This window comes from Aminobacter sp. GW821-FHT11F06 (genome assembly GCF_058808215.1).
In genome coordinates this window covers 111,728-134,497 of the sequence record NZ_JBXARL010000006.1, presented here as the reverse complement: position 1 = coordinate 134,497, position 22,770 = coordinate 111,728, and the positions used below count along the sequence as shown (strand labels likewise).

Sequence of the window (22,770 nt, the reverse complement as noted above, 5' to 3'; positions counted from 1 at the left end):
TGGATTTTTGCCGGCTTGGGCCAAAGATTTTCTTGCGGTGCAGCAAAAATGAAAACGCCCGGCCGAAGCCGGGCGTTGAAGAACGGGTAATGCAGGCCCGGTCAGGCGATGGTCTTGCCCATGACGACGGCGGTGTCGGCCATGCGGTTGGAGAAGCCCCACTCATTGTCGTACCAGGACATGACACGTACGAGGTTGCCGTCGATGACCTTGGTCTGGTCGAGCGCGAAGGTCGACGAGGCCGGGTTGTGGTTGAGGTCGATCGAAACCAGCGGCTCGTTGGTGAAGGCCAGAATGCCCTTGAGCGGACCGTTGGCGGCGGCGACGAGCGCTGCGTTGACCTCTTCGACGGTGACGTTTCTCTTCGACACGAACTTGAAGTCGATGCACGAGACGTTCGGGGTCGGCACGCGGATCGAAACGCCGTCGAGCTTGCCCTTGAGTTCCGGCAGCACCAGGCCAACAGCCTTGGCAGCACCGGTCGAGGTCGGGATCATCGACATGGCCGCTGCACGGGCGCGGTAAAGGTCCTTGTGCATGGTGTCGAGGGTCGGCTGGTCGCCGGTGTAGGCATGGATCGTGGTCATGAAGCCCTTTTCAATGCCGAACGCATTGTTGAGGACCATGGCGACCGGTGCCAGGCAGTTGGTGGTGCAGGACGCATTCGAAATGACGATATGGTCCTTGGTGATCTGGTCGTGGTTGACGCCGTAGACCACCGTCAGGTCGGCACCGTCGGCAGGTGCCGAGACGATGACGCGCTTGGCGCCGGCGGTCAGGTGCGCCGAAGCCTTGTCCTTGGAGGTGAAGATGCCGGTGCATTCGAGCGCGATGTCGACGCCGAGTTCTTTCCATGGCAGCTGCGACGGATCCTTGATCGCGGTGACCTTGAACTTGTCGGTGCCGATGTTGATGAAATCGCCTTCGACCTTCACTTCGTGCGGGAAGCGGCCGTGCACGCTGTCGTAGCGCAGCAGGTGGGCATTGGTCTCGACCGGGCCGAGATCGTTGACGGCGACGACCTGGATGTCCTTGCGGCCCGACTCATAGATGGCACGCACGATGTTGCGGCCGATGCGGCCGAAACCATTGATGGCAACTCTAATTGTCATGTCTGATCCTCCTGGGGAACGTCTTAAGCCTGAAGCCGAGCCTTGGCAGCCTGAGCGGCGGCCTCGGCGGTGATGCCGAAATGCTTGTAGAGGTCTTCGATCGGAGCGCTGGCGCCGAAGCCATGCATGCCGATGAAGATGCCGTCGGTGCCGATGAAGCTGTCCCAGCCCTGGCGGATGCCGGCTTCGATGGCGATCTTGACCTTGGCGTTGCCGATCATCGCCTTGCGGTATTCGGGGCTCTGCTTTTCAAACAGCTCGAAAGCCGGCACCGAAACGACGCGGGTCGGATGGCCGGCGTCCTGCAGCAGCTTGCGGGCGTCGAGCGCGATCTCGATCTCGGAGCCGGTGGCGAAGATGGTGACTTCGGCGTCGCCATCGGCGGTGGCCAGTTCGTAGGCACCGTAGCCGCAGAGGTTTTCCTCGACATATTCGGTACGCACCGCCCGCAGGTTCTGGCGGGTAAGCGCCAGCGTCGACGGCGCCGTGCGGTTTTCGAGCGTCAGCTGCCAGCATTCGGCGGCCTCGGTCGCGTCGGCCGGGCGGAAGACGATGTGGTTGGGGATGGCGCGCAGCGCGGCCAGATGCTCGACCGGCTGGTGGGTCGGGCCGTCTTCGCCGAGACCGATCGAATCATGGGTCATGACGAAGCCGACGCGGATGCCCATCAGCGATGCAAGGCGCATGGCCGGACGGGCATAGTCGGAGAAGCACAGGAAGGTGCCGGAGTAGGGGATGACGCCGCCATGCAGCGCCATGCCGTTCATCGCAGCCGACATGCCGTGCTCGCGGATGCCGTAGTGAACGAAGCGCTGGCCATAGTCGCCGGCAGCGATGTTCTGGGTCTGGCTGGTCTTGGTGTTGTTGGAGCCGGTGAGATCGGCCGAACCGCCAATGGTCTCGGGCACGACGCCGTTGATGACCTCAAGGGCCATTTCCGACGACTTGCGGGTAGCGACCTTCGGCTTGTCGGTGGCGAGTTTCTTTTTGTAGTCGGCGATCGTGGCGTCGAAATTGGCCGGCAGGTCGCCGCGCATGCGGCGCTCGAACTCGGCGCGAACTTCGGTCTCAGTCTCGGCGAGGCGCTTTTCCCAGTCGTTGCGCTTCTTGGCCGAGTTGAGGCCGGCAAGGCGCCATGCGTCGAGAATGTCGGAGGGGATTTCGAAAGCCGGGTAGTCCCAGCCAAGCGCCTTGCGGGTGGCTTCGACTTCAGCGGCGCCGAGCGGCGAGCCGTGGACCTTGTTGGTGCCGGCCTTGTTTGGCGAGCCAAAGCCGATGGTGGTCTTGGCGGCGATCAGGGTTGGGCGGTCCGAACGCTTGGCGGCCTCGATGGCGCCGGCGATCGCTTCGGGGTCATGGCCATCGATGGCGATGGTGTTCCAGCCGGAAGCGGCGAAGCGAGCGAGCTGGTCGGTCGAGTCGGCGAGCGAGATCGGACCGTCGATGGAGATGTTGTTGTGGTCCCAGAAGACGATCAGCTTGTTGAGCTTGAGGTGACCGGCAAAAGACAAGGCTTCCTGCGAGATGCCTTCCATGAGGCAGCCGTCGCCGGCGAGCACGTAGGTGTGGTGGTCGACAAGCTTGTCGCCGAACTGGGCATTCATGATGCGTTCGGCGAGCGCCATGCCAACGGCGTTAGCGAGACCCTGGCCGAGCGGGCCGGTGGTCGTCTCGATGCCGGCGGCGTGGCCGTATTCCGGATGGCCGGCGGTCTTGGAACCGAGCTGGCGGAAATTCTTGATCTGATCGATGGTGATGTCTTCGTAGCCCGAGAGATAGAGCACCGAATAGAGCAGCATCGAGCCATGGCCGGCCGACAGCACGAAGCGGTCGCGGTCGTGCCAATGGGGATTGGCCGGATCATGCTTGAGGAAGCGGGTGTAGAGCACGGTGGCAACGTCGGCGGCGCCCATCGGCAGGCCGGGATGGCCGGAATTGGCCTTCTCCACGGCATCAATGGACAGAAAGCGGATCGCATTGGCCATCCGGTCGTGTTTTTCGCGCGAGGACATCGTCCCTCCCATAAGCCGTGGAAAGCGGGGCGACGGGAGCCCCGGAAAAGTGCGCGACACATAGCAGGCACAGGGCTTGAGTCAATAAATCGGTGCGTTTTCACAGCCTCATTGCGGCGCCAAGTCACGCCCTTGCCGCTTTCGTCGCTCGCTGTCGATGCGGTTTGCGGGGGAAAGACAAAACAGCTTTGTTGACGCCTCCTTCAACCGGTGCCTAATGTTTCGGAGATAACGCGTTCTGAAACGTGCGCGATTCGGTGATGGGCGAGGGTCTACGGGAGCCATGACCGGGGATACGACACTCAGGGAAGTCATTGGCCGGCTAGGCAAGGCGATCGATACGCTGGAAAGCGCTGTCGCCGTACGGCTGGAGCATGAGCAGGATTACGGCGAAGCAGAAGCCGAGGTCCAGCGCATGAATGCCGACCGCGCCCGCCTCGCGCAGGAACTCGACAATTCGGAAGCCCGCGCCGAACGGCTGGAAGAAGCCAACAAGGAAGTCTCGCGGCGGCTCGTGACCGCCATGGAGACCATCCGCGCCGTGCTGGACAGGTAGGTGGAGATGGCGCAAGTCACTGTTACCATCGACGGCAAGCAATACCGCATGGCCTGCGACGAGGGGCAAGAAGAGCACCTCATCGACCTCGCCCAGCGCTTCGACCGTTATGTGCTGCACCTCAAGGACTCATTCGGCGAGATCGGCGACCAGCGCTTGACCGTGATGGCCGGCATCATGGTGATGGACGAGCTGGCGGAACTGCAAAAGCGCGTCAAGGGCATGGAAAGCGAAGTGCTGACGCTGCGCAAGACGCGCGACGACGCGCTGACCAAGGCCGACAAGAACGATGCCGCACTGACCGGCGCGCTGGGCTCGCTGGCCGAGCGCATGGAACAGCTGGCGCTGAGTTTGGCGAAGAAGGTTTAGGGACGGGCCATTCTGTAGTATTGGCGGCCAGAACGGTTGCCGTTCTCCTGATCAGAGCGCCTTTGCCAGAACGGTCCCTGATTTAGATTCGGTAACTCCGGCGGCTGACGCATGCCTGCTGCGGCAATCTGGTTCCCTCACAGATATCACGACCGTCGCGGCATGGATCCCCGGGATCTCCGCCGCTCGCTGCGCTCGCGCTCCGACCCGAGGATGACAGGAACCGGGGACGCTTTTCGCTACAGTTTCCTGCGTCAATGTTGGGTGGGTCTGAATGGTGTCGCTGGCCCTGGCTGTAGGCTGTGCCGATTGGCGGTGCCGACTCCCGAAACCCGTCGTCCTCGGGTCGGAGCGCGAGCGAAGCGAGTGGCGGAGATCCCGGGGATCCATGCCGCGACGGTCGTGATATCGATGACGGCGTCAGATTGCCTTGGCCGAGCCCTCGCAGCTAAAGCAGGTGCCACGAAATGTCGTTCCAGTTAGGATTTCGCTCCTCGATCAGATTGATCTTCCATTGTCGCGGCCACTTCTTGATAACCTTCTCCCGCGCGATCGCATCGACCACCAAATCGTACTCATCAAACCAAACCAGACGCACCGCGCCATAACGCGCCGCAAATTTCGAGCCTGTACCGGTCTGATGCTGAAGCAGACGTCCAGCAAGGTCGGACGTCACGCCGGTGTAGAGCGTTCCGTTCTTCTGTGACGCCAGAATATAGACATAACCCTTGCGAGCCATGTCTGGAGTTTAGCTAGCCGTCAGTACATCGCAAGCATTACCCCAATCCGTCGCCATCTAATTTGCGGTTATACTTAGGGCTTCGCCGCTTCAGGCACGAGGATGACAGAGATGGGGCCGTCATCGATAGCACGACCGTCGCGGCATGGATCCCCGGGATCTCCGCCGCTCGCTGCGCTCGCGCTCCGACCCGAGGATGACGGAAAACCGGGGGCTTCGCCAATCTTCGGCGTGGCTGATTGAAGACTATCTCTCGCCGGGCTCTTCTCTGGCCTGGCCCTTTGGTGATGCCGCCCCCATCTTCGTCATCCTCGTGCCTGAAGCGGCGAAGCCGCGAAAGGTCACGGGGATCCTGCCGTGACGGTGCTCGATGACGGTGCTGGTTTGGCGTGGTTAGAAGGATGCGCGTGCTGCGACCAAACGAAAAAACGCGCCGGCAAAACCAGCGCGTTTTTGTTTACGTGCGTCGGAGCGGAAAGCCCCGTGCCGAAAGCTCAGGCGTCGATGGTGCGGAGCGCCTGGGCCTGCTTCTTGGCGGCGGCCTTGACCGCGTCCTGGACCTTTTCGAAAGCGCGAACCTCGATCTGGCGCACGCGCTCGCGGGAGATGTCGAACTCGGACGACAGCTCTTCCAGCGTCAGCGGCTCGTCGGAGAGACGGCGCGCCTCGAAGATGCGCTTTTCGCGGTCATTGAGCACCGACATGGCGCTTGCCAGCATGCCGCGGCGGTTGTCGAGCTCGTCCTGCTCGATGAGCATGGTTTCCTGGCTGTCATGGTCGTCGACAAGCCAGTCCTGCCACTCGCCCGACTCGCCTTCGCTGGCGCGGATCGGCGCGTTGAGCGAAGCGTCGCCCGACAGGCGGCGGTTCATCGACACCACCTCGGCCTCGGAGACATTGAGGCGGGTTGCGATCTCGGTGATGTGCTCGGGCTTCAGGTCGCCATCATCGAGCGCCTGGATCTTGCCCTTGACCTTGCGCAGGTTGAAGAACAGCCGCTTCTGATTGGCGGTTGTGCCCATTTTGACCAGCGACCACGAGCGCAGGATGTACTCCTGGATCGAGGCCTTGATCCACCACATGGCATAGGTGGCGAGACGGAAACCACGTTCCGGCTCGAATTTCTTGACGGCCTGCATCAGGCCGACATTGCCTTCCGAGATCACTTCGCCGATGGGCAGGCCGTAACCGCGGTAGCCCATGGCGATCTTGGCCACGAGACGCAGATGGCTGGTGACCAGCTTGTGGGCAGCAGAAGTGTCCTCATGCTCGTTATACCGCTTGGCGAGCATGTACTCTTCCTGCGGCTGGAGCATCGGAAAGCGGCGGATTTCTTCCAGGTAGCGGCTGAGGCCGCCTTCGCCGGAAACGATACTGGGTAGTGACTGGGCCATAAAGCGCCCTCCCTCTCTACGAGAAATGCTCCCTGATCCTGGCGAGCATGTGGCGCGATTGCCGAATGCACGATCGCGCCATGGGTCTTATACAGGAACAAAACGCGAAAAGACACGGTTTGTTCAATGCGAAACAGTGTGTCACGCCAAAGTGAACAATACGAGTCAAGTTTCTTGATCGAGACTTCAGAGATTCCGAAAGCCGTCGACCAGTTCCCCCATGTCGCGAGGCAAGGGCGCCTCGAACCGCATGATCAGATGGGAAGTGGGATGGCGAAATGCAAGGAGCCTCGCGTGCAAAGCCTGGCGCGGAAATGCCTTGACGGCTGTTTTCAGCGGCTCGGGCAGCCGGTTCGACTTGGTGCGGAAAGCCTGGCCGTAGTCGGGGTCGCCGAGGACGGGATGGCCGATATGGGCCATGTGGACGCGGATCTGATGGGTGCGGCCGGTCTCCAGACGGCATTCGACCAGGCTGGCGGTGGCAAATTCCGCCTGCTCGGAGCCGAAACGCTCCAGCACGGTGAAATGGGTGATGGCGTGGCGGGCGTCGTCGCGGTGCTCCGGCACCACGGCGCGGCGGACACGGTCTGAATGGCGGCCAAGCGGGGCGTCGACGGTGCCGGTCATGCGCTGCGGGAAGCCCCAGACCAGCGCGTGATAGGCGCGCTCGAGGTCGCCGGTGAGGCCATGGTCGGCAAAGGCTTCCGACAGCGACTTGTGGGCGCGATCGGTCTTGGCAACGACCATGACGCCTGAGGTTTCCTTGTCGAGGCGATGAACGATGCCGGGGCGCTTGACCCCGCCGATGCCCGAAAGGCTGTCGCCGCAATGGTGGATCAGCGCGTTGACCAGCGTGCCGGTCCAGTTGCCGGCACCTGGGTGGACGACGAGGCCGGCCGGCTTGTTGATGACGATCAGTTCGTCGTCTTCATAAAGGATGTCGAGCGCGATCGCCTCGCCCTGTGGCTCGGCCGGCTCAGGCTCTGGCATGTCGATGGAAACCTGTTCGCCTAAAGCGAGCTTGCGCTTGGCCTCGCCGACGACATTGCCGGCAACGCGCACAGCACCCTGCTTGATCAGCTGCTGGACGCGGCTGCGCGACAGGTCGGGCGCGAGGCGGCCGGCAAGCCACTGGTCGAGCCGCAGGCCTGCGGCGTCGGCGTCGGCTTCGAGCACTATCAAAGTGCCTGCCGCTTCGCTATCTGATGCGCTCATAACAATTGTTCCGGAAGTTCTGTCATGTCTCGGCCCGCCATTGATGAAGAAGACAAGCCGCTCGACCCGTCGGTTGAGCGCGTCCGCAGGAAACTCATCCGCTTCTTCATCATCAATTTAGGGCTGTTGTTGGTCGCCCTTATGGCTGTCATTGGCGGCATTGTCTACAAATCGCGGACGGCTGAGCCTGCTGCCGCGATTGCGGGCGGTGAAATTCCCGTGGCCGCGGGCAGCCAGCTGAGCGGCGACATCATTTTGCCCGCGGGCGCAAAGATCGTGTCGCAGGCACTTTCCGGCAACCGCATCTCGATCGACGCGGAACTCGCCGATGGCAGCCACACGATCTTTGTCTACGACATAACCCAGCGCCGGCTGATCGGCCAGTTCGCGGTGAAAGCACAGTGAGTGGGTTCCCTGCCTCGGGTCGCAAGGTCGCGACGGTTGCGGTTGTCGTCGCCGAGTACGATCAGGCGATCGCCTGGTATGTCGACAAGCTCGGTTTCGCGCTTGCCCAGGACGTCGATCTCGGCGGCGGCAAACGCTGGGTAGTCATCGAGCCGGGCGGCGGGCAGGGTGCCCGGCTGCTGCTCGCCAAGGCGGACGGCGAGGCGCAGGCGGCAAGCATCGGCAACCAGACCGGGGGCCGCGTGTTTCTGTTCCTTGAGACCGACGATTTTGCCCGCGACCATGCGCTGATGCTGGAGAAGGGCGTCGCGTTCCGCGAAGCGCCGCGCCACGAGGCCTATGGCACGGTCGCGGTGTTCGCTGATCTCTGCGGCAATTTGTGGGATCTGATCGAACCGAACAAGTAATTGGCGCATCGCAATAATATCGCGGCCGAGGCTGTTGCTTTTTCGAAAACGCCAGCCTATATCGCCGATCTCGGCTGCGCCCATCGTCTAGCGGTCAGGACACCGCCCTCTCACGGCGGGAACAGGGGTTCGATTCCCCTTGGGCGTACCAACTAAATCAAGCGCTTGGCCGAGCCGCTGCAAAATCCATAAAATGACGGTCGTTCTGTACGCTGCCTGGTAGATCGCTAGATTCGTGGCTTGACGCATTTCCAAGCCCCGCCTTCAATCGCCGCCGATCGGCTTGGGGGATGCGACGATGGCGGTATTGGACAAAGCTAGCGGGTATGCCCTCGTGACCGCGTTGGTCCTGATGGTGACTGTTGCGCCTCTTGCCGGGATGCTTCGTTGGTGGCTGAAGAAAACCGGAGATTCATATCTGGAAGAACGGCGAAAACGCCTCGACAAACGCGGTGAATGACGCAAGGCGATCTTGAGGGGCTCAAGGATGAAGAAGCAAAGACTCCTGGCCATTATGGCCATATTCGCGGTCGCCGGGTGTACGACGCCGCCGGCCGAGTATGCAGCGACGCTCTCGACCCAAGATGCAAAATGGCGGTCGCCGGAGTGCGAACAAAGCCGCGCGGCGGCATTGAACTACGAGGCTGGAGAAAAGAAGACATTGAGCATACCGGCCAGTCTGTTGCTTGGCCCGTATGGGCTTGGAATCGCGCTGGCTGGAAAAGAGCATCAAGAAAAGAAACGAAAGCTACTCGCCCGCGACATGCATATGCGATGCTCAAGTCTGCCCCTTCCGAAAAGTCTACAAATCAATCCGTAGGGGGGCTCAGGAACATTTGGAATGCGACCAGCTTTCGACCCCACCCGCGCGGCGGCGGCCATGCGGCTCCCCAGGCTGACAGCGTGTCCTGTAGCCGGATTCACCGCAGGCGGCTCAGATCCGCCGCGCGGTTGTCGACGATGGCTTCCATCGAAAAGAAGCCGGTTACCGTCGCCAGATCGAAATTGGTGATGAGCTTCTGGTAGAAGGCGTCGTAGCCCGACATGCCCTTGGTCACCACCTTGATCAGATAGTCCCAGTCGCCGCCTATCCGGTAGAAGTCGATCACTTCGGGCAGGCGCTCGACATGCTTGCGGAAATTGTCGGCCCACTCCTTGGAGTGATGGCGGGTGCGGATCATCACGAAGACCGTCAGATCGTAGCCGAGCGCCGACAAATCGATGTCGGCATGCGTACCGCGGATGAGGCCGCTGGTGTTGAGCCGCTGCAGGCGGCGCCAGCAGGCGTTCTGCGACAGGCCGACGCGCTCGGCCAGATCGCGCTGCGATATCGCGCCGTCCTTTTGCAGGCACGATAGGATCTTGAGGTCAATTTCGTCGATCTTTTCCATCTTGGCGATCATATGACCCAAATTGGCCGAAAAGTCGCGTTAAAACGATGAAGTTTCAACGGGGATTTCCGATTAGAATCGCGCCTTGGTACGTTCCCGGGAGAGATTTGATGGAATCCATGTGCTCCGACAAGCCTGGCGGCACTGGCCTGCTGCAAAAATTCAGGCAAGGCCTGTCAGCTGGCGACGTGGTTTCACAGCTGCGCGATGGCCTTGTCGGCAATGGCGCCAAAATCGAAGGGCCGTTCGGCCCCAAGGCCATGGTCTACGCCGACTACGTCGCTTCGGGGCGGGCGCTGATGCAGATCGAGCGCTTCGTGCTCGAAGAGGTTCTGCCCTACTACGCCAACAGCCACACCGAGGCGTCCTATTGCGGCGGCATGATGACCCGCCTGCGCCGCGAAGCGCGCGCTGCGATTGCCGATTGCTGTGGCGCCGGCGACAAGCATGCGGTCGTCTTCGCCGGCTCGGGCGCTACCGCCGGCATCAACCGGCTGGTCAAGCTGCTGGGCGTGACTGACGCTGTCGCTGCGGGCAAGCGCGTCCGCGTCATCATCGGCCCTTACGAGCACCATTCGAACATCCTGCCCTGGCGCGAAAGCGGTGCCGAGGTGGTCGAGATCGCCGAATGTGCCGAGGGCGGGCCGAATCTCACTGAACTTGGCGCCGCGCTGCAAAGTGCGGCCGACCTCACTGTCTGCGCGTTCTCGGCCGCCTCCAACGTCACCGGCATCATCACCGATGTCGCTGCTGTTACCCAAAAGGTGAAGGCGGCGGGCGCGAAAATGGTCTGGGATTACGCTGGCGCCGGGCCCTACATGCCGATCGCCATGTCGCCACAACGTGGGGCCGACATTGATGCCGTGGTCATCTCGCCGCATAAGTTTCTCGGCGGTCCGGGCGCTTCGGGCGTGCTGATCGTGCGCCGCGATGCGGTCACGACGTGCAAGCCGTCCTGGCCCGGCGGCGGCACAGTCAAATTCGTGTCGCCGACCAGCCATGACTACAGCACCAGCCTGGAGGCGCGGGAGGAGGCGGGCACGCCCAACGTGGTGGGCGATATCCGTGCTGCCCTTGCTTTCCTGGTCAAGGATGCGCTGGGCGCGGACGCGATGCAGGCTCGCAACGCCGAATTGGCCAAGTGCGCCATGACTGCCTGGCACGGCGTTGAAAACATCGAGCTGCTTGGGGCGCTGTCGCCGCAAAGGTTGCCGATCTTTTCGTTCCGCGTGAAGGACGGCAAGGGTGGTTATGTCCACCAGCAGCTCGTCACCCGGATGCTGAGCGACCGCTTCGGCATCCAGGCGCGCGGCGGCTGCGCTTGTGCTGGCCCCTATGTTCATCGCCTTTTGTCGATCGGGGAAGCGGAATCGCAGCGCATGCGTGCGGCGATCCTTGCCGGCGACGAGATCAGCAAGCCGGGATTCATCAGGCTGAATTTCAGCGTGCTGTTGCCGGAAGAAAAAGTGCAGTTCATCCTCGATGCGGTGACGCAGCTGGCTCAGGACGCGACGCAGTACCAATCGCACTATGATTTCGATGCCAGCCGCGCGATCTTTTATCCGCGCAACGTCGAAATGGCGGAGGCTTGAGAATGGCAAGACCCGACATCGCCGCCTTTTTCGACCCGCGCACCTGGTCGGTGCAATATGTCGTCTCCGATCCGAAAAGCAGGCAATGCGCGATCATCGACCCGGTTCTCGACTTCGACGAGAAGTCGGGTGCGACTGCGACCACCAATGCCGACCGGCTGCTCGAATTTGTCCGTGCGCAGGACCTGGAGGTGCAGTGGATTCTCGACACACATCCGCATGCCGACCATTTCTCGGCTGCCGCCTATCTGAAAGGTAAGACTGGGGCGCCGACGGCGATCGGGGCGCGCATCGTCGATGTGCAGAAGCTGTGGGCCGGCATCTACAATTGGCCGAGCCTGCGCACCGACGGCTCGCAATGGGACCGGCTGTTCGACAAGGGCGACACGTTCGAGATCGGCGGCATCAGGGTCGGCGTGATGTTTTCGCCCGGCCATACGCTGGCTTCGGTCACCTATGTCGCGGGCGATGCGGCCTTTGTGCACGACACCGTCTTCATGCCGGATAGCGGTACGGCGCGCACGGATTTCCCCGGCGGCAACGCCCATGCGTTGTGGTCAACGATCCAGGACATCATGGCGCTGCCCGACGACACGCGCATTTTCGTTGGCCACGACTACCAGCCCGGTGGCCGCGAGCCGCGTTGGGAAAGTACTGTTGCCGCCCAGAAAAACCAGAACATCCACCTGACGCGTTTTGAACGTGAAGATGATTTCGTGGCCTTCCGCAACGAGCGCGACAGCACCTTGCCGATGCCCAAGCTGATCCTGCATGCGCTGCAGATCAACATCAATGGCGGCAGGTTTCCCGAACCGGAAGCCAACGGCAAGCGCTATCTGAAGTTTCCGCTCGATGCGCTTGATGGGGCCGCCTGGGGCTAGGCTTGGCCCCCGGCGATGGCGACAGATCGTCCACCGCCGCCGGCCGCACTTGAACCGGCGATGCCGGTCATCGTAGCTTCGCTGCATCCGCAGTGCAGCGAAGGTCTTCGCTTTCCGCATTGCCGGCGTCGATTTGGAGACAGCGCTCATGATGACCGGACCGATCTGCAAGGCAGCCCGTGCGATTGTTGAAATAAGCCGATCGAAGCTGGCAGCAGTGTCGAACGTGGAAGAGCTGGTCATCGAGGCATTCGAGAGAAATATCTCGATCCCCGCTGACGACATCATCCTTGCGCTGCAATCGGCCCTGGAGCGCCTCGGGGCGGTGTTCATTCCGGAGGAGGGCGCCAACGGCGCGGGCGTCCGGCTCAAGTTCAGCCGTTCGGTGACCCGGCGCCTGTCGACGCTGGAAGGCGAAGGCGGACCCGTGGCGAGCGACGACGTTCCCTGACAGCAGCGAACCGCGCTGTCAGGCGTTAGCGGCGCTTCGGCTTGGCTGCTTTTGTCTTTTGCTCTTCGGCAACTTCCTCGGCGCGGAGCCTGGTGATGCGTTCGATCAGCTTCACCGGCACGGGTTCGGCGAGCGGAAACCGGAGCGTGCCCATGCCAGCGACATAAGGCATGATCTCGTCCTTGAGCGTTGCTATGAGATGATCGGAGGCCGGGTAGAGCGAATAGTGCTCTTTCCAGCCGGAGAAATAGATCACCCGGCCGCCGTCCAGCTTGTAGGCGGGGATCTGGTAGGAGATGACCTCCTCGGCGCCCGGCAGGACGTCGCGGATGATGCCGCGGACTTTTTCAAGTCTCTCTCGCGCGGCCTCCGGTTGTGCTGCGATGTATTCGTCGACGGAGCTGAAGTCGGTCCTGGCCATGGCGTCCTCCAAAGCTGTTCAGGGATTTGTCGCTGCCGGCAGAACCCGGGAAAATTCGATGCCGTCGATGACGAGCAGTTGAGGAGCGGGGGCGGTGGCTCTGCGTTCGATGCCGTCGTCGCACGAAAACACCGGCCAGCCGGTGTCCGTGCACAAGATGTCGACGAACCAGTTGCCGAGCTTGTCGGTCATGCTGATGCGCAAGGCGCCGTCACGCAAACGGCGGACATGGGAGCCGTTCGCCGCCGTCCAGGTCCAGGGTCCGCCAAGCGGCGGTCGTGCGAACAAGATGAAGGGATAGGCCTGTTGCGGCAGACCCTCATATGCCGCAGCGTCGCGATAGCGCATCATCGCGGTGGCGTAATTGGCGGCAATGGCGGGCCAAGGTGCATAGAGCGCCGCCAGGCCGTGTTGATGCGGATCGGTGAGCAACGCGCGGCCATGGGTCGCTTCGCCCCGGGCCGCTGACAGCGCGGCGAGGATGACGAGTATCGTGGCAACCAGCGTGGCGAGACGTTGCGTCATATGCCCGGATTTGATGGACCTGCCGAGGTGACATTGTCGTCGCTCAGCAGCGCAGGATCAATGGGCGGATGCAAGTCCGCATGCCGGATCGCAGAAAATGCCGGAGATTTAGGCAAAAACACCACATCCGGGCGCCAGAGGCGCTCGGATGTCAGGGCAAATCCAGGTGAAACGCACCGCATCGGCCCGAAAGCGCCGCGCTTTTGGGTGTTGATGCCGCCACCGTATCTTGCCTGAAGTTCAGGCGGCGTTTCTCGTCCGAAGCCGCGGTATGCTCGCCAGCAGCAGATCCTTGTCACGCACGCCGCCGCGGTAGAGCTTGAGAAGTGTCCTCGCTATTTCGCTTGCCCAAACCGAACTCGGGTCTTCGCCGCGTTCGAGGCAGATCTGGTCGAACACGCGCTGAAGAAGCGCGAGATCTTTGGGATAAATCGGGGAGTTAGGCTGGGTGAAAAGCACGTGCTCCATAGTCTTCTCCCATATGGCGCTTGTCTTTTGTCTGCTTGCGGCTGAGTTTTTGCCTGCCTGCTGTTGCGGTCAGCCAAGCTGACCGAAATCGATGCTCAAACCCTGACTATGCCCGCCGGCATAGAATGGGGATAGAGTTCAGCATCGTCACGTAGTGTAGAAGCATCTGGCGCAGGCGATTGCATCGACATGCCTCCTTGAGGCAAAGATTGCATGCTGGCGTGGTTCATTTCAGGGCGGAAACTTTGCTCTACAACCTGCGTCATGTCGAGTCACCCTGGGTTGTATCGGGGTTGCGAGGGGCCCCGCCAAAATTGACGAAAAAAGCCCGCCGCGAGGGGCTGCGGCGGGCCTTTCCGGAGCGTGGCTGAAAGGAAAAGACCACGCTCGTTTGTGCCTGAACTCAACTCGAAACAGGTGATGCGGTTCCGTCGTGGGTGGCGAAGCCCGCAGTGTGCCGATCACGAATTGTGAATGGATGGAACCGATCCGTGGCAAGGGCATTGAGCCCAGTTGCCGCCATTTGCGGCCAAAGGAGGCCACGTTCAAAGGAGGAAAGTATGTCACACAAGCTCATTACGGCTTTGATTCTGTCGATAACTCTTTCCACTGCGGCATTGGCACAGACAACGGGCTCGATCCAAAGGGCGCCCGATAGGGCGGTTCAATCGATCGGAGAGGCTCAATACCCCGGCAATGTGGCCGGCACGATGAACATGGGCACCGACATGAGGGCCCATTGGCAGTCGCTCAGCCCGCAACAGCAGGCGCAGGTGAAGAGCGATTGCGCATTTCAGTCTTCGGGCGGAAGAGACGGGAATCAGAATCTCAACCTGGCAGCACCTCTGAGCGGAACTTCGCGTTTATGCTCGTGGGTCAACACCCTGTAAGCCAAGACTTTTGTTGTTTGGGCGCAAATCGGCTCCGCGACAGCATTCCAAGGCGGCGTTGATTTGGGGAGACGTGGTGGGGGCGGCAACGAGACGATCGCCGCTGGCCTTTACCAATTGTTCACCACCCCACCGCACCATTCGCATGCGCAATGTATCGAGTGCGCGTCTTTGGCAACGCCCGGCGGGCTGCACACCCTTCTGCCCGCCGGTGCCTGCCGCAAAGCCTGTTGCGGCCTTTCCAACAAGCCCGGCATGACTTAGCCTGCCATCACGGTCGGCGCTTCGGCGTTGAATTGGGATCGCATGAAAGGCACGAACCTTTGGCTGAAATGACCATCATCGTCGAATTCGAGACACTGGATGGGGCGGAGGAGCAGTTTCTCGACCTGATCTCGGAGCATGCGCGCGCGACTTTGCAGGAGGAGCCGGGCTGCCTGCGTTTCGAGGTGATCAAGCCGGTGGAGCGCGACGGCACGCCTGTTGCCAACAAGGTGATGGTCAACGAGCTTTATGCCGATGAAGCTGCGGTCGCCGCGCATGAGCGCAATCCGCGCATGCCTGACGTGCAGGCGGCACTTTCGCCCTTGCTCAAGTCGCGCCGGCTGATCCTGGCCAAGTCGCTCGGCCTGGTGGACCCCAATGGCGGCATGCGCCCCGAAGAGCTCAATGCCGCCAACGACGACTAGAAGCCGCGCACGACGTGCGCGTTAAGGTTAGTCAGTCGTTAATGCTTCTGCGGCAAGGTTAGCTGCGGCGAGCTGCGGGGGAGCAGCATCGCCCTTGCATGCAGGGCTGACAGATGCGGAAAAATCTGGGGTCGGACGTCAACGATCCGACCGGCGAGCCGGCCAATGGCCAGGTGGTGACGATCGAGGCTCGCAATATGCGGGCCTTGGACGACGTAAATTTGCCTTATGCCGATCTCGAACGGACGATCGATTCGATGAATATGGGCGTGGTGCTGGTCGACGCCGGGCTCAGCGTGCTGTTCCTCAACCAGGCTTTCTACGAGATATGGAAGGTCAGCGCCGATCAGGTTGCCGTCGGCTGCCCCTTCAGGACGCTGATGGACGTCAACCGCCACAATGGCGTCTACGCGATCGCCGACGACGAATGGGAAGGCTACGTCGCCTCGCGCCAGGCCGAGATCCTGGCCGGCGACGTTGCGCCGCGCGAGTTCCGCCGCGCCGACGGCTGCACCATGATCTATTCGGTCACCGCCCTTTCAGGCGGCAAACGGCTGGTTTCCTATTATGACGTCAGCGCGATGAAACAGCGCGAGGTCGAGGCCGTCGAGGCGCGCCACCGGCTGGCCGAGGTGCTGGAATCGCTGCCGGCGGGCGTCGTGATCTATGACCGCGACGACCGTTTCGTGCTCGCCAACCGCAAGCTCAAGAGCGCATTGCCGGCACTCGACGATGTCATGACCGAAGGCAGCTCGCTGCGCGACAGCCTGGTTGTGGCGCAACGTTCAGGCTATTACCGCGATACAGGCGACGCCGAACTCGACGCGCTTTACGACGCCGATCCGGAAGCCTGGGTCGAGGGCATGACCGCTCGGTATCACACCAGCCAGGCGGTTCGGGAACGGCGCAATCCCGACGGACGCTGGTATCAGGTGTTCGACCAGCGGCTTGCCGACGGCACCTTCATCGGCGTGCGCGTCGATATCACCGAGCTCAAGCTGCGTGAGCGCGCGCTGCAGGAAAGCATGCGCGAAAACGAGGTGTTCCGCAGCCTCATCGACAATGTGCCGGTGTCGATCTACGCCAAGCACGACGACCTCAGGCTGATGTATGTCAACCAGGGCTGGTGCGAGCTGACCGGCTATTCCAAGCAGGAAGCGATCGGCAAGACCGACCTTGAGATATTCGGCCCCGAAGGCGAGCCCTTCATGGAGGCCGACCGCGAGGTCATCCGCCGCGGCACGACAATCGAGATCGAAGAGACGGCGACTGGCGACGATGGCGTGGTGCGGCATCAGTTTGCCCGCAAGAGCGCGATGGTGGCGTCCGACGGCTCGCTCTATCTGATCGGCTCGACCACCAACATCACCGAACTGAAGCAGCGCGAGGCCGAGCTTGAGGAGGCACAGCGCCGGGCGGTGCTGGCCGACCGCGCCAAGTCGGAATTCCTTGCCAATATGAGCCACGAAATCCGCACGCCGATGAATGGCGTGCTCGGCATGGCCGAACTTTTGGCGAAGTCCGATCTCGATCCGAAGCAGAGGACCTTCACCGACATCATCGTCAAATCAGGCAATGCGCTTTTGACGATCATCAACGATATCCTGGATTTCTCGAAGATCGACGCCGGCCAGCTGGTGCTCGATCCAACCCCGTTCAACCTGTCGGAGGCGATCGAGGACGTTGCCACGCTGATGTCGACGCGGGCCAAGGAGAAGGACCTCGAGCTGATCGTGCGCTTGCAGCCCGATCTCCGGCACCTCTATGTCGGCGATGTCGGGCGCATCAGGCAGATCATCACCAATTTGCTCGGCAATGCGGTCAAGTTCACCGATTCGGGCCACGTGCTTGTCGATGTGACGGGCCGCAGCGACGGCGAGCAGACCAAGCTGCATGTCGCTGTGACCGACACCGGCATCGGCATTCCCGAAGCCAAGCTCAAGCTGGTGTTCGAAAAGTTCAGCCAGGTCGACGCGTCGTCGACACGCCGGCATGAAGGCACCGGTCTTGGGCTTGCGATCACCTCGCGGCTCGTCGACATGATGGGCGGCGAGATCGGGGTGGAAAGCGGCGAGGGCGCAGGCTCGACCTTCTGGTTCACGCTGACGCTGCCCAATGCCGGGCGGCTGGAGACACGGCCGGCCGCACTGATCGATGTCACCGGCGCGCGCGTGCTGATTGTCGACGACAATGCCGTCAACCGCACGATCCTGACCGAGCAGATGCTGTCATGGGGGTTCGATTCCTGTGCCGCGCAAAGCGGCGCGGAAGGGCTTCGCGTGCTGAACGCCGCGCAGGCGCTGGGGGTCAAGGTCGACTGCGTCGTGCTCGACTACCAGATGCCTGGCATGACCGGCGCCGAAATGGCGCGGCTGGTGCGCCAGACACCTGGCTTGGCCGAGACGCCGATCGTCATGCTGACCTCGGTCGACCAGTCGTTGTCGGGTCCCGGATACCGCGACCTTGCCATCGACGCCCAGCTGATCAAGCCGGCGCGCTCGTCGGCGCTGCTTGAGGCGTTGGTCGGAACGATCCAGCGGCGGCGCACGCCGAATCTCACGCCGGTGCAGGCAGCCGAAGCGCAGATGCCGGCTAAGAATGCGAATAGCCCGGTGCCCAATGTCACGCGCTTGCGGGGCGGGCAGCGGCCGGCGGGCGAGGGCGGGCTCGACATCCTGGTTGCCGAAGACAACGAGGTGAACCAGATGGTTTTCAGCCAGATCCTGGCCGAGACCGAGCTGAGTTTCGAGATCGTCGGCAACGGCAGGCGGGCCGTTGCTGCTTACGGCGAACGCCGTCCGCGAATGATCCTGATGGACGTGTCGATGCCCGAGATGAACGGGCTCGAAGCGACAGGCGAAATCCGCAAACTCGAACGCGGCACCGGCACGCGCGTGCCGATCATCGGCGTCACCGCGCATGCGCTGAAGGGCGACAAGGACCGCTGCCTCGAAGCCGGCATGGACGACTATCTGCCCAAGCCGATCAGCCCGCGCGCCTTGCTCGAAAAGATCGAGCGCTGGTCGTGGCATGACGATGAGCGCCGCGGCGCGATCTGACGCTATCTGCCGAAGACTGTGGAAATGTGACAAGCCAAAGCGACAAAGGCCGGCCTGCCGTTGGGTAGGCGGCTTGCTTTCGCGTCTCGTCTGTTGTTTGCCTCGCGCCGGCAAAGTATCGCGGAAACGATCCCTTGGCCGCTATGCACAGCGACCGTTACAGGGGTGACACGAAACTGTCATGCAACTGTAATAGAGGGGGGCTATTGGCTCACCGGGCGCCGATGAAAGGCGTCATACGAGATACTCCAACAGGAGCAGGCCCCAATGAAAAAAGCTCTTCTCACTGCGTCGGCTGCTGCCTTCGCGATCGCTGCCTCGGTAGGCTATGCCTCGGCGCGCGACCAGGTCCAGGTTGCCGGTTCCTCGACCGTTCTGCCTTATGCAAAGATCGTTGCCGAGCACTTCGGTGAAACCTTCACCAACTTCAAGACCCCGGTGGTCGAGTCCGGCGGCAGCGGCGCCGGCATCAAGGAATTCTGCAAGGGCGTCGGCGAAAACACCATCGACATCGCCAACTCCTCGCGTCCGATCAAGAAGGACGAGGTCCAGTCCTGCGTCGACGCCGGAGTCAAGGACATCCAGGAAGTGAAGATCGGTTATGACGGCATCGTCTTTGCAACCGACGTCAAGGGCCCGGACTGGGCGCTGACGCCTGAGGACGTCTACAAGGCGCTGGCCGCCAAGGTTGTCGTGGACGGCAAGCTGGTCGACAATCCGAACAGCAAGTGGAACCAGGTCAACCCGAACCTGCCTGCCTGGGACATCGCCGCCTACATTCCTGGCGAAAAGCACGGCACCCGCGAAGTCTTCGAAGAGAAGCTTCTGATCGCCGGCTGCAAGAAGCTCGGCGGCGTTGAAGCCGGCAAGGCTTCGGGCCTCGACGACAAGGCCGCCGAAGCTGCCTGCAAGGCCGTGCGCAAGGACGGCAAGGCCATCGACATCGACGGCGACTACTCCGAGACGCTTGCTCGCATCGATAGCAACAAGACCGGCGTCGGCGTGTTCGGCCTGGCCTTCTACGAAAACAACGCCGACAAGCTGAAGGTCGCCACCGTTGGCGGCATTGTGCCTTCGGTCGAGACCATCTCGTCGGGCGAATATCCGGTGTCGCGTCCGCTGTTCTTCTACGTCAAGAAGGCACATCTCGGCGTCGTTCCGGGCCTGAAGGAATATGTCGAGTTCTTCCTTGACGACCAGATGGTCGGCCCGGAAAGCCCGCTCGCCGACTACGGCCTGGTTGCCGCTCCGGACGCAGAGCGCGCCGCCCAGCGCGAAGCCTTCGGCGCCGGCAAGACCATGTAACTATCGAACTGCCGCAGGGCGCCGGAAAAATACCCGGCGCCCTGCGGAATATTCCGCCGGCTGTTCCGTTCGGCACAATGATCTGAATTCACCGAGGCCGGCCCATGTCTTTCCTGCTCGTCTTCGCCATTGTACTCGCAATCGGACTGGTGGCCTTTTTGGTCGGCCGGCAAAGGGCGCGTGCGCAGGATGACGGAACGGTCAAGCCGCACTCGCGTGCGCACTATCATGGCTGGTGGGCGTTCCTGACGGGCGTCGTTCCGGCCGTATTGTTTCTCGCAGCCTGGGATACCGGCGCGAGCGCTTATCTCAACAGCCATATCCATTCGGCCCTGCCGACCGAAGTTGCCGACGGCACTGTCGCGCATGAAGATCTCGCCGCGGGCCTGGTCAAGAGCCTGGCCAGCGGCTTGCGCCGGCTCGATGACCAAACACTTGCCGCCCTGCCGTCGAGCTTTGCCGAGCTGCAGCCGATGCTCGCCGTAAAGGGCGTGGCGCTGGCGCCCGACACGCAAGACTACATGATCCCGATCGCGACCGAGGCCAACCGCGTCTCCGACCGTCTCGACATGATCGCGGCGGTCGTTTCGATCGGCCTTGCCCTGTTCGGTTCGCTTTATGGCCTCAGCCGCATCAGCCCGCGTGCCCGCGCCCGCAACAATGTCGAGAAGGTGATGCTGTGGAGCCTGCTCGGCGCCTCGACGCTCGCCATCCTGACGACCATCGGCATCGTCTTGTCGATGCTGTTCCAGACCATCGCCTTCTTCGAAAAGATCCCGCTGACCAACTTCTTCTTCGGCACAGTATGGGACCCGCGTTTCGCCGCTGCCGGTTCGGGCGGCGCGGAAGGCCAGTTCGGCCTGATCCCGCTTCTGGCCGGCACGCTCTACATCGCCTTCGTCGCGCTGCTGGTGGCCGTGCCCGTCGGCCTGATGTCGGCGGTCTACATGTCGGAATATGCGGCCCCCAAGGTGCGCGCGGTGGTCAAGCCGGCGCTCGAACTGCTCGCCGGCATCCCGACCATCGTCTACGGTATCTTCGCGCTGGTCACGCTCGGGCCCTTCCTGCGCGACATCAGCGCAGCGCTGACCGGCGGCACGCCATTCATCCAGGCGCAGAGCATCCTGACCGCCGGCCTGGTGATGGGCGTGATGCTGATCCCGGTGGTCTCTTCGCTTTCCGACGACATCATCACCGCCGTTCCGCGCTCCATGCGCGACGGTTCGCTCGGGCTTGGCGCCACGCGCTCCGAAACGATCAAGCGCGTCATCCTCCCCGCCGCCTTGCCCGGCATCGTCGGCGCCATCCTGCTCACCGCATCGCGCGCCATCGGCGAAACGATGATCGTTGTGCTGGCAGCCGGCGTCGCCGCCAACCTGACGCTCAATCCGTTCGAGGCGATGACCACCATCACCGTCAAGATCGTCAACCAGCTGACCGGCGACCTTGAGTTCAACACGCCTCAGACGCTTGTTGCCTTCTCGCTCGGCATCACGCTCTTCGCGCTGACCCTGGTGATGAACATCGTGGCACTTTACATCGTCCGGAAGTACCGGGAGCAATACGAATGACCGATATTTCGCTCGACACGCTGACCAATTCAGCAGCCCGTCCGCGCCGCGACATCGGCATCAAGAAGCGCTATGCCGCCGAGCGGCGGTTCCGCCTCTATGGCGTGCTGGCCATTGCCGTCGGCCTGGCGTTCCTGGGGATCATGCTGACCTCGATCGTCTCCAAGGGCTACACCGCCTTCTGGCAGACGACGGTGACGCTGCCGATCAACTTCGACGAAAAGATCATCGACCCTGCCAACAAGCGGGCGACCGATCCGAACGTCCTGATCATGGCGAACTATCCCAAACTCGCCGAGGCGGCGCTGATCGAAAAGCTCGGTATCGACCCGAACGACAAGGCCGAGGTGCGCAAGCTCAAGGGCTTCTTGTCCGACAGCTCGCGTGTCCAGCTCAGGGCCATCGTTGCAGCCGACCCGGCCGTCATCGGCACCACACGCAATGTCGACATCCTTGCCGCCGCCAATCTCGACTCGGCCTTCAAGGGCCAGATCGACCTCGACGTGCCGGAAAGCCGCCGCAAGGTGTCGGACCAGCAGGTCGCGTGGATGAACAAGCTCAAGGCCGAAGGCGTGATGGCCGAGCACTTCAACACCGGGCTGTTCAGCTATGGCGCGTCGAGCCGGCCGGAAACGTCAGGCGTCGGCGTCGCCCTCATCGGCTCGGTCTATATGATGGTGATCGTGCTGCTGCTGGCGCTGCCGATCGGCGTTGCCGCCTCGATCTATCTCGAGGAGTTCGCCAAGAAGAGCCGCTTCACCGACCTCATCGAGGTCAACATCAACAACCTCGCCGCCGTGCCGTCGATCGTCTTTGGTCTGCTGGGTCTTGCGGTGTTCATCAATTTCCTCGGCCTGCCGCGATCGGCATCCTTCGTCGGCGGTCTGGTGCTGACGCTGATGACGCTGCCGACGATCATCATCGCGACGCGCGCGGCACTTGCCGCCGTGCCGCCGTCGATCCGCTCGGCCGCCCTCGGCCTTGGGGCATCCAAGATGCAGATGGTGTTCCAGCACATCCTGCCGCTGGCCGCCCCCGGCATCCTGACCGGCACGATCATCGGGCTGGCGCGTGCGCTCGGCGAGACGGCGCCGCTTCTGCTGATTGGCATGGTCGCCTTCGTTGCCGATTATCCCAAGACGCCTTTCGATCCGGCGACGGCTTTGCCGGTGCAGATCTACATGTGGGCGAACGAGGCCGAACGCGCCTTTGTCGAGCGCATGTCGGGCGCCATCATCATCCTTTTGATCTTCCTCATGGCCATGAACATCGTCGCCATCGTCCTGCGCCGCCGCTTCGAGCGCCGCTGGTAGGGCAT

24 protein-coding genes and 1 tRNA gene are annotated in these 22,770 nt (G+C 62.3%); 16 read left to right on the top strand and 9 right to left on the bottom strand.

The window, feature by feature from the left end; all coding sequences use genetic code 11:
* Window positions 1-101: 101 nt before the first annotated feature.
* Together gap and tkt are read right to left on the bottom strand one after the other, a co-directional pair.
* Window positions 102-1,112 (bottom strand): type I glyceraldehyde-3-phosphate dehydrogenase, encoded by a 1,011-nt coding sequence (gene gap, locus AC1RTB_RS16065; RefSeq protein WP_492879824.1) that lies wholly within the window; start codon window positions 1,110-1,112, stop codon window positions 102-104.
* A 23-nt stretch (window positions 1,113-1,135) separates the two neighbouring features.
* On the bottom strand, window positions 1,136-3,124 hold the full coding sequence (gene tkt, locus AC1RTB_RS16060) for a transketolase (RefSeq protein WP_492879825.1): 1,989 nt from the start codon (window positions 3,122-3,124) through the stop codon (window positions 1,136-1,138).
* A 283-nt stretch (window positions 3,125-3,407) separates the two neighbouring features.
* Between tkt and AC1RTB_RS16055 the strand changes: the two genes are divergently transcribed.
* Complete coding sequence (locus AC1RTB_RS16055) at window positions 3,408-3,680, top strand: DUF4164 domain-containing protein (protein WP_492879826.1); 273 nt, start codon at window positions 3,408-3,410, stop codon at window positions 3,678-3,680.
* Window positions 3,681-3,686: 6 nt separating this feature from the next.
* A complete protein-coding gene (locus tag AC1RTB_RS16050; protein ID WP_492879827.1) occupies window positions 3,687-4,049 on the top strand; it encodes a cell division protein ZapA in 363 nt (120 codons plus the stop codon).
* Window positions 4,050-4,497: 448 nt separating this feature from the next.
* Here AC1RTB_RS16050 and AC1RTB_RS16045 read toward each other — a convergent pair whose 3' ends face one another.
* The 3 genes from AC1RTB_RS16045 to AC1RTB_RS16035 form a co-directional block, all read right to left on the bottom strand.
* Window positions 4,498-4,788: a GIY-YIG nuclease family protein gene (locus AC1RTB_RS16045; protein WP_492879828.1), complete on the bottom strand. Its 291-nt coding sequence runs from the start codon at window positions 4,786-4,788 to the stop codon at window positions 4,498-4,500.
* 494 nt (window positions 4,789-5,282) lie between these two features.
* Window positions 5,283-6,182 carry an RNA polymerase sigma factor RpoH gene (rpoH, locus tag AC1RTB_RS16040; protein ID WP_192566523.1) on the bottom strand — a complete coding sequence of 300 codons (900 nt, stop codon included), beginning with the start codon at window positions 6,180-6,182 and terminating at the stop codon, window positions 5,283-5,285.
* Window positions 6,183-6,368: 186 nt separating this feature from the next.
* Window positions 6,369-7,397, bottom strand: a complete 1,029-nt coding sequence (locus AC1RTB_RS16035) for an RluA family pseudouridine synthase (RefSeq protein WP_492879829.1) — start codon at window positions 7,395-7,397, stop codon at window positions 6,369-6,371.
* A 24-nt stretch (window positions 7,398-7,421) separates the two neighbouring features.
* Between AC1RTB_RS16035 and AC1RTB_RS16030 the strand changes: the two genes are divergently transcribed.
* The 5 genes from AC1RTB_RS16030 (at window position 7,422) to AC1RTB_RS16010 (ending at window position 9,029) form a co-directional block, all read left to right on the top strand.
* Entirely contained in the window at window positions 7,422-7,802 is a 381-nt protein-coding gene (locus AC1RTB_RS16030; protein ID WP_492879830.1) for a fimbrial protein, read from the top strand.
* On the top strand, window positions 7,799-8,209 hold the full coding sequence (locus tag AC1RTB_RS16025; RefSeq protein ID WP_492879831.1) for a VOC family protein: 411 nt from the start codon (window positions 7,799-7,801) through the stop codon (window positions 8,207-8,209). The genes AC1RTB_RS16030 and AC1RTB_RS16025 overlap by 4 nt, the downstream gene beginning before the upstream one ends.
* Before the next feature lie 76 nt (window positions 8,210-8,285).
* A tRNA-Glu gene (locus AC1RTB_RS16020) sits at window positions 8,286-8,360 on the top strand.
* Window positions 8,361-8,507: 147 nt separating this feature from the next.
* On the top strand, window positions 8,508-8,669 hold the full coding sequence (locus tag AC1RTB_RS16015; RefSeq protein ID WP_492879832.1) for a hypothetical protein: 162 nt from the start codon (window positions 8,508-8,510) through the stop codon (window positions 8,667-8,669).
* Between the two features lie 27 nt (window positions 8,670-8,696).
* A complete protein-coding gene (locus AC1RTB_RS16010) occupies window positions 8,697-9,029 on the top strand; it encodes a hypothetical protein (RefSeq protein ID WP_492879833.1) in 333 nt (110 codons plus the stop codon).
* A 100-nt stretch (window positions 9,030-9,129) separates the two neighbouring features.
* Here AC1RTB_RS16010 and AC1RTB_RS16005 read toward each other — a convergent pair whose 3' ends face one another.
* A complete protein-coding gene (locus AC1RTB_RS16005; protein WP_476799455.1) occupies window positions 9,130-9,600 on the bottom strand; it encodes an Lrp/AsnC family transcriptional regulator in 471 nt (156 codons plus the stop codon).
* Between the two features lie 110 nt (window positions 9,601-9,710).
* Between AC1RTB_RS16005 and AC1RTB_RS16000 the strand changes: the two genes are divergently transcribed.
* From AC1RTB_RS16000 to AC1RTB_RS15990, 3 genes are all read left to right on the top strand, one after another.
* Window positions 9,711-11,192 (top strand): aminotransferase class V-fold PLP-dependent enzyme, encoded by a 1,482-nt coding sequence (locus tag AC1RTB_RS16000; protein ID WP_492879834.1) that lies wholly within the window; start codon window positions 9,711-9,713, stop codon window positions 11,190-11,192.
* Between the two features lie 2 nt (window positions 11,193-11,194).
* A complete protein-coding gene (locus AC1RTB_RS15995) occupies window positions 11,195-12,073 on the top strand; it encodes an MBL fold metallo-hydrolase (RefSeq protein WP_492879835.1) in 879 nt (292 codons plus the stop codon).
* Window positions 12,074-12,221: 148 nt separating this feature from the next.
* Window positions 12,222-12,524, top strand: a complete 303-nt coding sequence (locus AC1RTB_RS15990; protein WP_492879836.1) for an XRE family transcriptional regulator — start codon at window positions 12,222-12,224, stop codon at window positions 12,522-12,524.
* A gap of 25 nt (window positions 12,525-12,549) precedes the next feature.
* Here AC1RTB_RS15990 and AC1RTB_RS15985 read toward each other — a convergent pair whose 3' ends face one another.
* The 3 genes from AC1RTB_RS15985 to AC1RTB_RS15975 form a co-directional block, all read right to left on the bottom strand.
* Window positions 12,550-12,945 (bottom strand): iron chaperone, encoded by a 396-nt coding sequence (locus AC1RTB_RS15985; protein ID WP_492879837.1) that lies wholly within the window; start codon window positions 12,943-12,945, stop codon window positions 12,550-12,552.
* Window positions 12,946-12,963: 18 nt separating this feature from the next.
* On the bottom strand, window positions 12,964-13,470 hold the full coding sequence (locus AC1RTB_RS15980; RefSeq protein WP_492879838.1) for a hypothetical protein: 507 nt from the start codon (window positions 13,468-13,470) through the stop codon (window positions 12,964-12,966).
* Window positions 13,471-13,710: 240 nt separating this feature from the next.
* Complete coding sequence (locus tag AC1RTB_RS15975; protein WP_476783039.1) at window positions 13,711-13,938, bottom strand: hypothetical protein; 228 nt, start codon at window positions 13,936-13,938, stop codon at window positions 13,711-13,713.
* Between the two features lie 560 nt (window positions 13,939-14,498).
* Between AC1RTB_RS15975 and AC1RTB_RS15970 the strand changes: the two genes are divergently transcribed.
* The 6 genes from AC1RTB_RS15970 (at window position 14,499) to pstA (ending at window position 22,765) form a co-directional block, all read left to right on the top strand.
* Window positions 14,499-14,828, top strand: a complete 330-nt coding sequence (locus AC1RTB_RS15970) for a hypothetical protein (RefSeq protein ID WP_492879839.1) — start codon at window positions 14,499-14,501, stop codon at window positions 14,826-14,828.
* Between the two features lie 332 nt (window positions 14,829-15,160).
* The gene (locus AC1RTB_RS15965; protein ID WP_492879840.1) at window positions 15,161-15,517 is read left to right on the top strand and encodes a putative quinol monooxygenase; all 357 of its coding nucleotides are present in this window, start codon (window positions 15,161-15,163) and stop codon (window positions 15,515-15,517) included.
* A 113-nt stretch (window positions 15,518-15,630) separates the two neighbouring features.
* The gene (locus tag AC1RTB_RS15960) at window positions 15,631-18,576 is read left to right on the top strand and encodes a response regulator (RefSeq protein WP_492879841.1); all 2,946 of its coding nucleotides are present in this window, start codon (window positions 15,631-15,633) and stop codon (window positions 18,574-18,576) included.
* A gap of 267 nt (window positions 18,577-18,843) precedes the next feature.
* Entirely contained in the window at window positions 18,844-19,881 is a 1,038-nt protein-coding gene (locus tag AC1RTB_RS15955; protein WP_492879842.1) for a substrate-binding domain-containing protein, read from the top strand.
* A gap of 104 nt (window positions 19,882-19,985) precedes the next feature.
* Window positions 19,986-21,452 (top strand): phosphate ABC transporter permease subunit PstC, encoded by a 1,467-nt coding sequence (gene pstC / locus AC1RTB_RS15950; protein WP_492879843.1) that lies wholly within the window; start codon window positions 19,986-19,988, stop codon window positions 21,450-21,452.
* On the top strand, window positions 21,449-22,765 hold the full coding sequence (pstA, locus tag AC1RTB_RS15945; protein WP_492879844.1) for a phosphate ABC transporter permease PstA: 1,317 nt from the start codon (window positions 21,449-21,451) through the stop codon (window positions 22,763-22,765). The genes pstC and pstA overlap by 4 nt, the downstream gene beginning before the upstream one ends.
* Window positions 22,766-22,770: the final 5 nt, after the last annotated feature.